12 protein-coding genes and 1 pseudogene are annotated in these 13,652 nt (G+C 59.8%); 8 read left to right on the forward strand and 5 right to left on the reverse strand.

Going from position 1 to position 13,652, the window contains the following annotated elements; genetic code table 11:
- The first annotated feature begins 2 nt into the window (after positions 1 to 2).
- The 5 genes from FTO60_RS05250 (at position 3) to FTO60_RS05270 (ending at position 6,840) form a co-directional block, all read left to right on the forward strand.
- Positions 3 to 1,502: a UDP-N-acetylmuramoyl-L-alanyl-D-glutamate--2,6-diaminopimelate ligase gene (locus FTO60_RS05250; RefSeq protein ID WP_148054980.1), complete on the forward strand. Its 1,500-nt coding sequence runs from the start codon at positions 3 to 5 to the stop codon at positions 1,500 to 1,502.
- On the forward strand, positions 1,502 to 2,941 hold the full coding sequence (murF, locus tag FTO60_RS05255) for a UDP-N-acetylmuramoyl-tripeptide--D-alanyl-D-alanine ligase (protein WP_148054981.1): 1,440 nt from the start codon (positions 1,502 to 1,504) through the stop codon (positions 2,939 to 2,941). The genes FTO60_RS05250 and murF overlap by 1 nt, the downstream gene beginning before the upstream one ends.
- A 4-nt stretch (positions 2,942 to 2,945) precedes the next feature.
- The gene (mraY, locus tag FTO60_RS05260; protein WP_148054982.1) at positions 2,946 to 4,028 is read left to right on the forward strand and encodes a phospho-N-acetylmuramoyl-pentapeptide-transferase; all 1,083 of its coding nucleotides are present in this window, start codon (positions 2,946 to 2,948) and stop codon (positions 4,026 to 4,028) included.
- A 171-nt stretch (positions 4,029 to 4,199) separates the two neighbouring features.
- Positions 4,200 to 5,603 carry a UDP-N-acetylmuramoyl-L-alanine--D-glutamate ligase gene (murD, locus tag FTO60_RS05265; protein ID WP_148054983.1) on the forward strand — a complete coding sequence of 468 codons (1,404 nt, stop codon included), beginning with the start codon at positions 4,200 to 4,202 and terminating at the stop codon, positions 5,601 to 5,603.
- Positions 5,563 to 6,840, forward strand: coding sequence for an acyltransferase family protein (locus tag FTO60_RS05270; protein WP_148054984.1), 1,278 nt, complete (start codon positions 5,563 to 5,565; stop codon positions 6,838 to 6,840). Before murD ends, FTO60_RS05270 begins: the two co-directional genes overlap by 41 nt.
- Before the next feature lie 178 nt (positions 6,841 to 7,018).
- On the opposite strand, the pseudogene FTO60_RS05275 reads toward FTO60_RS05270, so the two are convergent.
- A pseudogene (locus tag FTO60_RS05275) lies at positions 7,019 to 7,222 on the reverse strand (NAD(P)/FAD-dependent oxidoreductase); the annotation flags it as partial.
- 203 nt (positions 7,223 to 7,425) lie between these two features.
- Here FTO60_RS05275 and FTO60_RS05280 point away from each other — a divergent pair.
- Positions 7,426 to 7,785: a hypothetical protein gene (locus FTO60_RS05280; protein ID WP_148054985.1), complete on the forward strand. Its 360-nt coding sequence runs from the start codon at positions 7,426 to 7,428 to the stop codon at positions 7,783 to 7,785.
- Positions 7,786 to 8,009: 224 nt separating this feature from the next.
- Here the strand turns inward: FTO60_RS05280 and FTO60_RS05285 are convergent, their stop codons facing one another.
- The 3 genes from FTO60_RS05285 to FTO60_RS05295 all read right to left on the reverse strand — a co-directional run bounded on the left by FTO60_RS05285 (position 8,010) and on the right by FTO60_RS05295 (position 10,538).
- Positions 8,010 to 9,647 carry an NAD(P)/FAD-dependent oxidoreductase gene (locus FTO60_RS05285; protein WP_254696895.1) on the reverse strand — a complete coding sequence of 546 codons (1,638 nt, stop codon included), beginning with the start codon at positions 9,645 to 9,647 and terminating at the stop codon, positions 8,010 to 8,012.
- Positions 9,550 to 9,945, reverse strand: a complete 396-nt coding sequence (locus FTO60_RS05290; protein ID WP_148054986.1) for a nuclear transport factor 2 family protein — start codon at positions 9,943 to 9,945, stop codon at positions 9,550 to 9,552. The genes FTO60_RS05285 and FTO60_RS05290 overlap by 98 nt, the downstream gene beginning before the upstream one ends.
- Positions 9,946 to 10,262: 317 nt before the next feature.
- Positions 10,263 to 10,538 (reverse strand): 2TM domain-containing protein, encoded by a 276-nt coding sequence (locus tag FTO60_RS05295; RefSeq protein ID WP_148054987.1) that lies wholly within the window; start codon positions 10,536 to 10,538, stop codon positions 10,263 to 10,265.
- Between the two features lie 169 nt (positions 10,539 to 10,707).
- Between FTO60_RS05295 and FTO60_RS05300 the strand changes: the two genes are divergently transcribed.
- Positions 10,708 to 11,484 (forward strand): nitroreductase family protein, encoded by a 777-nt coding sequence (locus FTO60_RS05300; protein WP_172623807.1) that lies wholly within the window; start codon positions 10,708 to 10,710, stop codon positions 11,482 to 11,484.
- A gap of 54 nt (positions 11,485 to 11,538) precedes the next feature.
- Positions 11,539 to 12,078, forward strand: coding sequence for a hypothetical protein (locus tag FTO60_RS05305; protein WP_148054989.1), 540 nt, complete (start codon positions 11,539 to 11,541; stop codon positions 12,076 to 12,078).
- Positions 12,079 to 12,441: 363 nt separating this feature from the next.
- Here the strand turns inward: FTO60_RS05305 and FTO60_RS05310 are convergent, their stop codons facing one another.
- A complete protein-coding gene (locus FTO60_RS05310) occupies positions 12,442 to 13,626 on the reverse strand; it encodes an NAD(P)/FAD-dependent oxidoreductase (protein WP_148054990.1) in 1,185 nt (394 codons plus the stop codon).
- Positions 13,627 to 13,652 lie beyond the last annotated feature (26 nt).

Consider the following 13,652-nt stretch of genomic DNA (forward strand, 5'->3'; position numbering starts at 1 on the left):
ACATGGGCAATCGCGCGGCACCGGATCACAAGACATCATCGCTGGCCGCGTTGGGCCTGACTGCGCGCGCCGGGCGCGAGGCGCAGATCACCGGACTGACCGTCGATAGCCGCGAGGTGCGGACCGGCGTCTTGTTCGCGGCCCTTCCCGGTGCGCGGGTCCACGGCGGTGAATTCATCAAGTTTGCCTTGCAGATGGGGGCGGGCGCGATCCTTACGGATGCGCAGGGTGCCGAGATTGCCGCGGCCGAACTGGCCAATAGTGACGCCGCCCTGATCGTCGCTCAGGACCCGCGCCAGGCGTTGGCGCAAACCGCGTCGCTGTGGTTTGGGCCGCATCCCGACACCGTGATCGCCGTGACGGGCACGAACGGCAAGACATCCGTTAGCACATTCGCCCGCCAGATCTGGGTGGAGATGGGGTTGATGGCCGTTAATCTTGGCACCACGGGCGTCGAAGGTGCCTGGACCCATCCGCTGAAACATACCACGCCGGAACCGATCACCCTGCACCGGGTCATGGCGCAGGCCAGCGGCGCGGGCGTGACCCATGTGGCGATGGAAGCCTCAAGCCACGGTTTGGAACAACGCCGTCTGGACGGGGTGGTGCTGGCCGCTGCCGGTTTCACCAATTTCACCCAGGACCACCTTGATTATCACCACACATTCGAGGCCTATTTTGACGCCAAGATGGGGCTGTTCACGCGCATTTTGCCTGACGATGGCGTGGCCGTGATCAACCTTGACGACCCCAAGGGGCCGCTTGTCGCGCAAATCGCCGAAGAACGCGGGCAAGAGGTGATCGGCGTTGGCCGATCCGCCGATGCCCGCCTGCGCCTGTTGGGCCAGCGCATGGACGCCACCGGGCAGGAAGTGCGCTTTGACTGGCAGGGCCGCACCCATGTGACCCGTCTGAACCTGATTGGCGACTTTCAGGCTGACAACGTGCTATTGGCCGCCGGACTGGTGATTGCCGCAGGTGGCGACCCGGCCGAAGTGTTCGACACCCTGCCGCACCTGAGCACTGTGCGCGGTCGCATGCAACTGGCCGCAACCCGCGACAATGGTGCGTCCGTTTTTGTCGATTACGCACATACGCCCGATGCTATTTCCACCGCCCTGCAGGCGATGCGCCCGCATGTGATGGGGCGCCTGATTGCCATCGTCGGTGCGGGTGGGGACCGAGATGCCACCAAACGCCCCTTGATGGGGCAGGCTGCGGCTGAGAACGCCGATGTGGTCTTTGTCACCGATGACAATCCCCGCTCGGAAGATCCCGCGACGATCCGTGCGGCCGTGATGCTTGGCTGTCCCGATGCGATCGAGGTGGGCGACCGCGCCGAAGCGATCCTGCGCGGCGTCGATGCATTGCAACCCGGTGATGCGCTGTTGATCGCGGGCAAGGGCCACGAAAGCGGGCAGATCGTCGGTGACGATGTGCTGCCCTTTGATGATGCCGAACAGGCCAGCGTGGCCGTGGCTGCCCTGGACGGGAGAATCTGATGGCGCTTTGGACATCGCGCGAAGCTGTGGCTGCCACGGGCGGCAAACTGATCCGCGATTGGCAGGCGAGCGGCGTATCCATCGACACGCGCACCCTTCAGCCCGGTGATTTGTTCGTGGCGCTTAGGGATGTGCGAGACGGCCATGATTTTGTTGCAACTGCGCTGGAAAAAGGGGCCGCCGCCGCCCTTGTGACGCATCGCCCCGATGGTGTTGCCAGCGACGCGCCGCTGCTGATCGTCCCTGACGTGCTGACGGCCCTCGTGGGCTTGGGTGTTGCGGCACGCGCACGCACAGGCGCCAAAGTCGCCGCGATCACCGGATCGGTCGGCAAGACATCGACCAAGGAAATGCTTCGCATCGTATTGGAGCGGCAGGGAAAAACCCACGCCGCCGAGGCAAGCTACAACAACCATTGGGGCGTGCCGCTGACACTGGCGCGAATGCCGCAGGACACGCAATTCGCGGTGATCGAAATCGGGATGAGCAACCCGGGCGAAATATCCCCGCTTGCGCGGATGGCCCGCCCGCATGTCGCGATGATCACAACCGTTGCCGCCGCCCATCTCGAGGCTTTTGATAGTATCGAAGGGATCGCGCGCGAAAAAGCCGCGATCATGGATGGCTTGGTCGCCGATGGGGTTGCCGTGCTGAACGCCGATATCGACACCGCGCCGATCTTGCTTCATTACGCCGCCAAACGCGGGGCCAAGGTGATCCGTTTCGGGCAAATGGCCCCTGACTGGCACATGAAACAGGTCCGCCTTGCCGCCGGAAGCACCGTCGTCCAGGCCGAGGCGCATGGCGATGCGTTCCTGTTCAAGCTGACCACGGCAGGCCGCCATTTCGCGATGAACGGGCTGGGCGTTCTGGCCGTCGCCGAAGCCCTGGGCGCTGATCCGGTCGCGGCGGCGATGGATATCGCCTCATGGGCACCACCCGCAGGGCGCGGCACGCTGGAAACGGTCACGCTTGATCCAGCCAGCACCGACGACACGTTGGCGCTGTTTGACGATGCTTTTAACGCCAATCCTACATCTATGGCCGCGGCGCTTGAAGTTCTCGCCGCCTCTGTCCCTGTTGATAACGTTGGACAAATTATCAAGGGGCGGCGGATTGCGGTGCTTGGCGACATGCTGGAACTTGGGCCGGACGAGATGGCGATGCATGCCGCATTGGTTGACGATCCAGCGCTTGCACAGGTCGATCTGATCCATTGTGCCGGTCCACGGATGCGCCACCTTCACGATGCGCTGCCCGAGGGCAAGCGCGGGCGGTGGTGCGACACGGCGGCGGAACTGGCCGAGATGGCAAAAGGGTTGGTGGACGCGGGCGATGTGGTCCTCGTCAAAGGATCAAAGGGCAGTAAGATCAGTCTGGTCGTTGACGCCATCCGCAAACTGGGGCATCGCACACCCCGTAACGAAAAAGAGGTCTGAGCATATGTTTTATTGGCTAACCGCCCTGTCCGACGGGGGCGATTTTTTCAACCTCTTCAGTTATATCACCTTTCGCGCGGGGGGTGCCTTTATCACCGCGTTGCTGTTTGGCTTCGTGTTTGGGCCGCCCCTGATCAATGTGCTGCGCCGCCGTCAGGGCAAGGGCCAGCCGATCCGCGACGATGGCCCCGAAGGGCACTTCGTCAAGGCGGGCACACCGACGATGGGCGGTTTGTTGATCGTGGGGGCAGTGCTGAGCGCGACCTTGCTATGGGCGCGCTGGGACAACCCATTCATGTGGATGGTGCTGTTTGTGACCATGTCATTCGCGATGATCGGTTTTGCCGATGATTACGCAAAGGTGTCCAAGCAAACCACGGCCGGCGTATCGGGGCGGGTGCGGCTTTTGCTGGGTTTCGTGATCGCAGGGGTGGCCGGGTATTGGGCGGCGCAGTATCACCCCGCCGGGCTGGCCAATCAGCTCGCCTTTCCGGTATTCAAGGACTTGCTGCTGAACCTTGGCATCCTGTTCGTGCCGTTTTCGATTATCGTGATCGTCGGTGCGGCCAATGCCGTGAACCTGACCGATGGTCTGGACGGTCTTGCGATCATGCCGGTGATGATCGCTGCCGCCACCCTGGGCGTGATCGCCTATGTGGTCGGACGCGTCGATTTCACCGACGATCTGGGTCTGCATTATGTTCCGGGCACTGGCGAGTTGCTGATCTTTACCGCCGGGTTGATCGGTGGCGGGCTGGGGTTCCTGTGGTATAACGCGCCGCCTGCCGCCGTGTTCATGGGCGATACTGGTTCGCTGGCCTTGGGGGGCGCATTGGGTGCTATCGCCGTGGCCGCGAAACACGAGATCGTTCTGGCGATCGTTGGCGGTCTGTTCGTGGTCGAGGCATTGTCTGTCATCATCCAGGTCTTTTATTTCAAATGGACCGGCAAGCGTGTGTTCTTGATGGCGCCGATCCATCATCACTACGAGAAAAAGGGCTGGGCCGAACCGCAGATCGTGATCCGTTTCTGGATCATCGCGCTTATTCTGGCGATGGTCGGACTGGCCACGCTGAAGGTGCGCTAGGGGCGTGGGTTGATACCGCATCTTGCGGGGGCTTGTCCGGCAATTCCACCGCCAGGGTGCGCGGCGGCCTGCGGCCTTGCTTGCGTGCGCGGCCCATTTCAACCCGCTTGCCGCCTTGCGCCGCGGGCCCAAGAACGGCACTCTGCCCGCTGACATCAAGGGGCGCTTCAGATGATTCCAGTGCAGGGGTATTCAGGCCAGACCGTGGCAGTTCTGGGCCTTGGCCGTTCGGGCCTTGCCACGGCGCGCGCGCTTGCCGCCGGGGGCGCCAGGCCGATTGTCTGGGACGATGGCCAGCAGGCGCGCGACACGGCCGCGGGCGAAGGGTTCACCGTTGCCGACCTGACCAAACATGGCGCGCTTGACGACGTCGCCGCGCTGATCACCAGCCCCGGCATCCCCCATCTTTATCCCGCCCCGCATCCTGCCATCGCCGCTGCCTGGGCCGCCGGTGTGCCGGTCGACAATGATATCGGCCTCTTTTTCCGCAGCTTTGCCACGCAGGAGTGGGACAATTTCGAGCGCACGCCACAGGTCATCGCCATCACCGGCAGCAATGGCAAATCGACCACCTCGGCCCTGATCCACCACATCCTGAGCGAGGCGGGCCGCCCTGCGCAACTCGCTGGCAATATCGGCCGCGGCGTGCTTGATATCGACCCTGCCCATGACGGCGAGGTGATCGTGCTGGAGCTGTCCAGCTATCAGACCGATCTGGCCCGCGCCCTGACACCGGATGTGGCCGTGTTCACCAACCTGTCGCCGGATCATCTGGACCGCCACGCAGGGCCGGGGGGGTATTTTGCCGCCAAACGCCGCTTGTTTGCCGAAGGCGGGCCGGATCGCGCGGTGATCGGCGTGGACGAACCCGAGGGCGGCTATCTGGCCAACCAACTTTCCGAAGGGGCAGGGGATGATCGGGTGATCCGCATCTCATCGGGGCAAAAATTGTCGGGAAGCGGCTGGAACGTCTTTGCACGCAAGGGGTTTCTGGCTGAATGGCGCAAGGGCCGTCAGGTCGGCGCGATTGACCTGCGCGATATCACCGGCCTGCCCGGCGCACACAACCATCAGAATGCCTGCGCCGCCTACGCGGCCTGTCGCACGCTGGGGCTTGGGCCAAAACTGATTGAAAGCGCGCTGCACAGCTTTGGCGGCTTGCCCCACCGCAGCCAACGCGTCGCCGAACAGGGCGGCGTGGCCTATGTGAACGACAGCAAGGCCACGAATGTGGACAGTGCCGCCAAGGCCTTGCAGGCGTTCAAGAATATCCGCTGGATTTGCGGTGGTCTGGAAAAGGAAGGCGGGCTGGACGGGCTGTTGCCGCATGTGGGGTCGGTCGTCAAAGCCTATGTGATCGGCCGCGAGGCAGCCGGTTTTGCCCTGCAACTGCGTGGAGTCGAGGCCGAGGTTTGCGGCGATATGAGCACAGCCGTGACCCGCGCCGTGGCCGAAGCGCAGGACGGCGACACCGTGCTGCTGGCCCCCGCCGCGGCAAGTTTTGATCAATACGACAGCTTCGAAAAACGCGGCGATGACTTCATCGCACAGGTGCGCGCAGCGTTGGGGGAGTAGCCAGACGATTCAGCGCTTCGTCTGCTTTGAGGGACGAAGCGGCCGTGTGCTACACTTCCGCCAAGGTCAGTTTAGATTTGGTGTTGCCTTTACGGACAATCCGAGCACCTACTGGTCAAAATTTGCGGGTCGTATCGACGGGGTGTTTTCCAAAACGAAGCAGTCGACTGAGAGCCACCAGAAGGCAACACGTGCGAACCCCACGACGGAAAATTCATATAAAAATGTAGCTGCTTCACTTTGCGGCGAGTTAGGCACCTACATGCGAGACCCTAGAATAGACAATGCCAAAGGCGTGCTCATTTTATTAGTTGTGCTCGGGCATTACCTAGAGGCGATCAATGGCTGGGGGGACCGGTATCTCAGCTTGTTTCTTACGGCAATTTATATGTTTCATATGCCTGCGTTCATCTTTTTGGTAGGGATGACCACCAAACAAGAGGGGCATCGGACGCGCGTTCTAAAATTCGGTATTATACTCGTGATGTTTCAGTTGGCCTATGTGGTCCCAATTAGCATCATCAACGGTGAAAGGGTGGTGGGCCTGTTCCAGCCATATTGGGTTTTGTGGTTTCTACTATCCCTCATATTTTGGACATTGTTGACCCCACTGATTGTCACGGTGAGATACGCGTTTGTCATGTCGATTGCAGTCGCAATCATCGGTGGGTTTTACCCCGGCGACGGCTACCAATTTAGTATCATGCGAACTCTGACCTTTTTGCCATTCTTTGTTGGCGGCATTCTTTACGGGCAGCGTGCTATTACAGTTTCACAAATCCTTTCAACCCGATGGTATTTGGCCGTCGCGTTCTTGGGTGTGGCAGCTGTGACTATTAAATTGTGGGGCTTGGAAAAGGGATGGCTCTACGGTTCGTTCACATACGCGCGCCTAGGGGTTGATACCTTGTTTGGAACGCTCACCAGAGCAGCTCTACTGATCGCCAGTTTCGCAAGCTTGATAGCCTTCCTTGCCTGTATTCCAACCAAACGAGGCTTTTTGTCAACAATCGGCCAGAATAGCCTGGCCATATTCGTGATTCATGGATTTTTCGTTTTGATCTTTCAAGAAGCGATTACGAGATATGGGCCCCTCTCGCTCCATTGGCGGTCCGCCCTCGTTGTGCCGTTATCGCTGATTACTACTGTTGTATTGGCAAATCCCATTTATAGCAGAACCATCCAAGCGTTTGCCGGAAGTATAGGCAAACGGCTCCTATGGGACAGGAAACTCTGAAACCTTCATGTCGATGTGAGCTTTGCTTTCAGATTCATTCTGACTTGAAGCCAAATCAGGTTAAGAAGTTTCGTCAGCCATGATCGCTGGAGTGGACATTCATGCACTGAGCAGCATCTGTCGCAATGGGCTCAATGCCGACGTTCACCGACAGCGAAAACGGGTGAACAAGAAACGATTACGTGCGGTTGCCTGTTCGGCCCGCAATCGCCACGCCTGCGGCCCAGCCTGACGACCATGCCCACTGGAAATTATAGCCCCCCAGCCGGCCCGTTACATCCACAGCTTCGCCAATGAAATAAAGGCCCGGCACGGTCTTGGCCTCCATCGTTTGGGATGACAGCCCATCGGTATCAACCCCGCCAAGGGTCACTTCGGCGGTGATCGCTAACCTGGCTGTCCACCGCAAGTTGGGCAGGCACGCGGACATTCCGCGCCGCCTGCCAGCAGATACTGATATTGCAGTCCTATGGGCGCAATGGATTTCCAGGGTTACAAGCGCCAAGTGCTCTAAAGGCCAAGGGTCTTCGCTGTCGCGTCGCCGAACCTGAACATGACAGCCTTGCCGAAGCGTCGGATCACAGATTGCCGCATGACCGCGATGATGTCTGGTGGCGCACGCTGCTCAACGCCGCATCACTGCCCTACCCGGACAGTGCGCGCCACCTCGCCTTTCATCGTTGCGGTCTACCCATTGAAGCTGCGGCGCAGGGGCCTGGCGTAGCGGTCGGGGACAACATCAGCGCAGAAACACACCTCGCCGACGGTCGTCTTCTCCGTGTGCCGGGGCCCGTCCTTGAAGGCCGGGACGACTACCTCTTGGTCAAACGTAGTCAAGCGGCGGACCCGCTGCCAAGGGCGGTCGCTTGGCTGAAATCCGAGGCGCAGGCTTTCGAAGAACGCAGGCAAGAGTGCGAGACACGACTGACCTTTGCCACACTCTGACAAATGAGCAGGGCTCTCCAGCCGCATTCGCGCGATCCACGGACGGCTGATCTGGGATTACACTGCCTTTCCAAACACTTTTGACAAACTGGATAGATGCGGGGCATAGCGCCAGTTCGCGATACTTGCTCAAGCGGCTTTTTCTGGCACCTCGCAGCGGCAATGAACAGCACCCGGGACGGGAAGCCGTTTCCGCCGATGTAACGGGGTAGATGTGGTTGTTTTCAACCGCGCAGTTGCTTGAAAACTCTCGGGTCGATGCTCGCGGCGCACAAGATCCCGCCCCAGAGCGCGCCTTGAATGCCCTGGCTGACCACATCTTGCCCCGAAAGATAGAGCCCCTCTATCGGGGTTTTTGCCCTCAGTGCATCGCTCAAGACTCGCTCAGGCGTCCCATCCAGCCCGTAGAAGCGGCCTTCGTGGTGGCCGGTAATCGATGCCGTCGCCAAGGGTGTCGACAGTTCGCGCAACACCACCAGGTCCGCCAGCTCGGGAAAGTTCGCCTTGAAGAGCGCGAACATCTTGTCCTCGACCTGCTTTTTGAAAGCTTTGTATTCCTTGCCCCGCTGGCCCGACGGAAGGTCCGCCCACCGGGCGACCGCGCTCCAGTCTGTCCAGCAGACCATTTCGCCCGCATATTTCTGCTTGGGGCCCGGATCGTGGCTTGGGTCTTTCAAGGAGGCAAAGGAGACAAAGAACCCAGGCGGATCGCCTGCGGGTGCATCCGCCCACACCGCATCGATTTCCCGCGTCGGGTAAATCCAATGGTTTGACCGTGTGGCGCCGGCTTTCTCGATGTCGCCCTGGAAACCGAAAAACAGGCTGAAATGGGCAATCGAGGCGGGCAAGGCCTGGATTTCGTCGATCCAGTCCTTGGCGCCGCAATCCGAGGGAAGCAGGTTATTGATCGTCTCGCGCACACCGATATTGGAAATGACAACGTCCGACCGGATGTCTTCCCCATCAGATGTGCGTACGCCAACGACCTTGTCGTCCTCCACCAGCAGCGTTTCAACCCTGACGCCCGCGCGGGCCTCGCCACCGTTTTCGGTAATTGTCGGGATCAGGTGGTCGGCAAACGCCTTGCCACCGCCCACCGGATACCAGGCACCGCTTTGCAGATAAGACCCGGAGATCAATGCGTGCATCGCAAAGCTCGCCTTGTGGGGGCGGCCGCCGAAATCTCCCCACTGCGCGGTAAATGCCGCGATCAGATCCGGGTTTTGTGTCAGACTTTCAGCGACTTCTTTTGTCGTGCGTTTGCACCACTTGTTGATGGCGCGGTGGTTCCACCAATCGATCATGTCACCAGCGAATTCGGGCAAAGCCCGCGTCGAAGCGATTGTATTCATGATCTCACGGCCTTCGCGCAGCGCGGCGATCCAGGCTTCGATGGCCTCAGACTCATCGGGAAACCGGTCCTTGAGGTCGCGTTCATGGGCCTCGAACGGGCGTGAAAGCCGTAGCGGCGGGGTATCCCCAAGATGCAAGTTGTCATAGACCGCCCCCAGGGGTTCGAATTCCATGGGTGTATGCGTCAGCCAATCAAGCATCCCCCGCTCCCGGTCCTCTGGGGCAAGACAGCCAAGATAGTGGATGCCGACGTCCCAGGAAAAGCCCTCACGAGAGAAGCTGTGGGTGAGACCGCCCAAGGTTTTGTACTGCTCAAGGAGCAAGACCTTGTGGCCCGTTTTGGACAGTGCGGCCGCCGCGGTCATGCCCCCCATGCCCGAGCCGATTACGATTGCGTCCCATTCCTTGTCATTAGTCTGTGCCATTCTTAACCTCCGTTGGCTGACTGGGCACGATGTCCCAAACCTCAACAATCCGACCGTCCATGATGCGCCAAACCACCACCACATCGACCGTGACCGTTCGGTCATCGAAGGTCAGCGAATTTCGGGACTGAACGACGACCAACTCCTTGCCGACGGGCACCGCCGACACCGGCTCAATCCGAAACGTGCCATGCGACTTCTTGGCAAGTGCCGCAAAGAACGCGCGGATGCCCTCTGGCCCTACATGGTCGCCCTGCAAGTCAGGCAGGTTTGGATTGAAATAGTGAAGGACGGCGTCTTCGGCGAACAGATGAGCCGATGCCGCCATATTGCGACGATCGAGTTGTTCCAGCAGCGCAAGATTTGGGTGTATCACAGTCATCGCTTTTCCTTATCGATGTCAAACAGGCGGCCCGTCGCGTGCAAAAGGGCGCCCCGGCGCGCGGGTCATGAGAGTCCACGATCACAAGGCCGGGCAGGGGCTCTTTCAACCGGCGGACTTTTTCGAATATGGCAGGCGATGTTCCCTTGTTGCCCATCCCGGCCACAACGCCCTGTTCAATCAAACCCGCTTCATAGGTCAGGTCGCCTACAAGAAGGATCGGGTTTGATGCTGCTGTCTGTGTGACGGGCATGATGTGCCCCTTTGATAAGATCAGACCCGTCCAATTCGCGAGGCGATCAGGACGACGAATACCGTCAAGGACGCGCTCGGGATTTGCCCATTTCTTTCTCGATCATCTTTTCGGTCACGGTGAACCGACCTGGAAACACAAAGACAAACGCGGCATGGATTACCACAGCGATACCCCAGCCAAACATTGGCCAGTGGAACCAGATTGTGCCTGCGGAGGTCATGAAATTGATAACCGCGAGGAACAGAATGACGGCAACATAGACCGACAAATGCGTGTAGAATCCCATCTTGACTTCAACACGTTCCTTCGCTGACCGATAGGCTTCAGAATTCTCCATAAATCTTCTCCATCAGGATTTCTTGATCAGTCAATTCTAACAGATAGCGGGATTTCCAGCGTTGACGCCGATCAATGTGCCTTGCTTGGTTGGGTGTATCATTTGACTATCAAATGCCCCCAAGGATGGAGGAACGTCGATGCCCGGAAGGCCCAACCCGCTTAGTGAAATGGGCGCTCTGGACAAAGTAGTTGTCCAAAAGGATGAGCGCCCGAACCCATCATTCGAGACGTCCGCGCTGCCTGGATTCAAGAAGACCGTTCAGGGACGGCGGGCCATTCGCAAATTCGACGGTGAACCAATACCCGAAGGCACCATGCGCGATTGTCTTCGCGACGCGATCCTGGCGCCCAGTGCGTCAAACCTTCAGAGCTATGAGCTCTACTGGGTGCGCGACAAAGGTAAGCAAACGCGACTTGCCGAACTCTGTCTTGATCAACCGGGTGCCACGACGGCGGGGGAGTTGGTGGTCATCGTCTCTCGCGTCGATCTTTGGAAATCCCATCTGAAAAAACTGACTGACATCATGACCGAGAATGGCCAAAAACCGCTCCAGGGGGCGGTCCGCGACTATTACGAAAAGATCGTTCCGATGCTGATGAAGACGGATCGCTTCGGCTTTCACAACCTCAAACGTCGACTCATGTTTTGGTATCGAGGGAAAAGTGTGCCGACCGTGCACGAGCCTGTCACACGGGCGGACCACCGCATTTACGGCCACATCCAGGCGGCCCTTGCGGCGGAAAACCTGATGCTGTCGCTTGCGGCGCATGGATACGAATCCTGTCCGATGAGTGGCGTCGATAAACGTGGCATTGCTGCGTTACTGGGGCTGCCGTCAACCGCGGAGGTCACAATGGTCGTCTGTGCGGGGCGCGGCACACCAGAAGGCTTGCTCAGCGCGCGGACACGACTCCCGTTTGGTGACCTGGTCACGGAAGTCTAGGTGACAACAGCCCTTCCGGCGGCCGCCAGAAGCCAGAGAGACGCCCGCCGACGCATGACACAAAAGGAGGCCGAGATGCCGCGGATGTTCTGGGTCGTCTTCGTCGGCATGCTTGCAGCGTGGTTTGCGATGAACTTTTGGACCGCTCCGCGGATTGAAGAATTGGCCGGGGGATTACGCCTGCTTGACATGCGGTTCACAGGCTATTCCTTTGACGAAGCGCAACGCTTCTTGGTTGTAATTGGCGAAGAGGGCGTTTCGCTATACCTCGGGTGGCAGCTTTGGCTTGACATGATTTTCCCTCCCCTCTTGGGTGCCGTCTTGTTCATGTCCTATCGCAGGCTTTTCCCCGGTTTTTCGGGACTTGCAATCGGCACACTTTCGCTGACATTTGTCGTGGTGGATTACCTGGAAAACTTCGCAATAGCCGAGATGTTACGGACCGGGCCGGATGCTTTGACACCAGCGATGGTGTTGACGGCCGACCAGTGGACGACCGCCAAATGGAGCTTGGCGCTGGGCGGTCTTGTGACCTTGATCGTTGGCATCGGCCTGCGCCTGGGCATCAGGTTCAAACGGTTTGCGTCAAGATGATCGTCAGGGTCCGGTCAAGCGGTCAGTTGAACGACGCCTGCGGTGACGCTGGTCAAATGGCGAGCAAGGCCAAGCGCGCAACGTTTGGCTTGCAGCAAATCTGGCGGCGTGCGCTCAAGCCTTTTCTGTCGGCGGAGCGGAAGGTCAACGGGTCCGGGACAGAGGACGCGCAGCGCCAGCCGGTGGTGCGGTGTGCATTGGCGGCGCCGCGAAATTCCAGTCGATGCGACAACATGCGATCCGTTCTTCAACCAATCGCGGCTTTCCTGTGGATCGAAGCCATTGGCGCTTGCCGTAGCATCGATCAAAGTGGGCCCAAAGCAGAAATCCGGCCTGCCGTGTCGCCAGCCAATCAGTCAAAGGCTATTTGCTGTTGCCCGCAATCGCCACGCCTACGGCCCAGCCTGACGACCATGCCCACTGGAAATTATAGCCCCCCAGCCAGCCCGTCACATCCACAGCTTCGCCAATGAAATAAAGGCCCGGCACGGTCTTGGCCTCCATCGTTTGGGATGACAGCCCTTCGGTATCCACCCCGCCAAGGGTCACTTCGGCGGTGCGATAGCCTTCGGTGCCGGTGGGGCGCAGTTCCCAGTTTTCCAGCCGGTCGCACAGGTCGCGCAGCAGCGCATCACTTGCATCGGCAAGATTGCCATCAAGGGGCAGGGCCGGGGCAAGGTAGTCCACCAGCCGCGCGGGCAGATGCTGGGCCAGCACTGTTTTCAGCGCCTTGCGGCCCGCGACCTGCCGCTGGTCGCGCAGGGTGTCAAACAACGCACCATCGGGGATCAGGTTGACATTGATCGGCGCGCCGTCAGTCCAGTAGCTCGAGATTTGCAGCATCGCCGGGCCCGATAGCCCGCGATGGGTAAACAACATCGCCTCGTCAAAGGGCGGGCCATCGGCCCTTGCGCGCACGGGTGTGGCAAGGCCCGACAGCGGCGCGAAGGGATTGTCGGAAAAGGTAAAGGGCACAAGGGCGGCGCGCGTATCCGTCACTGCCAGCCCGAATTGGCGGGCGATATCATAGGCAAGGCCCGTCGCGCCCATCTTGGGGATGGATTTACCGCCGCAGGCAACGATTACGTGGCGCGGGGTCAGGGTGTGCAGCGTGCCGTCCTGTTTGATCACGGCGCGAAACCCGCTGTCGGTTTTCGCAAGATCCAGCAGCGATGTGCGCAGTCGCAACTGCGCGCCTACCGCGGCCATTTCGGCCTGCAACATCGCGATGATATCCTTGGCGGAATTATCACAAAACAACTGGCCCAGCGTCTTTTCGTGCCACGGAATGGCATGCCGCGCGATCAGATCAAGGAAATCCCACTGGCTATAGCGTGTCAGCGCCGATTTGGCGAAATGCGGGTTCCGCGATAGGAAATGCGCCGCCCCGCAGCCTATATTGGTAAAGTTGCAGCGCCCGCCGCCGGAAATACGGATTTTCTCGCCTGCGGATTTGGCGTGATCGATCACCACGACACCGCGCCCCGCATGGGCGGCGGCCATCATGCCTGCCGCTCCGGCCCCGATAATGAGCGTTTCACATTCCATGCGCGTGGGGTGCCTTGGAACGCCCC

The organism is Octadecabacter sp. SW4 (assembly GCF_008065155.1).
GTDB lineage: Bacteria > Pseudomonadota > Alphaproteobacteria > Rhodobacterales > Rhodobacteraceae > SW4.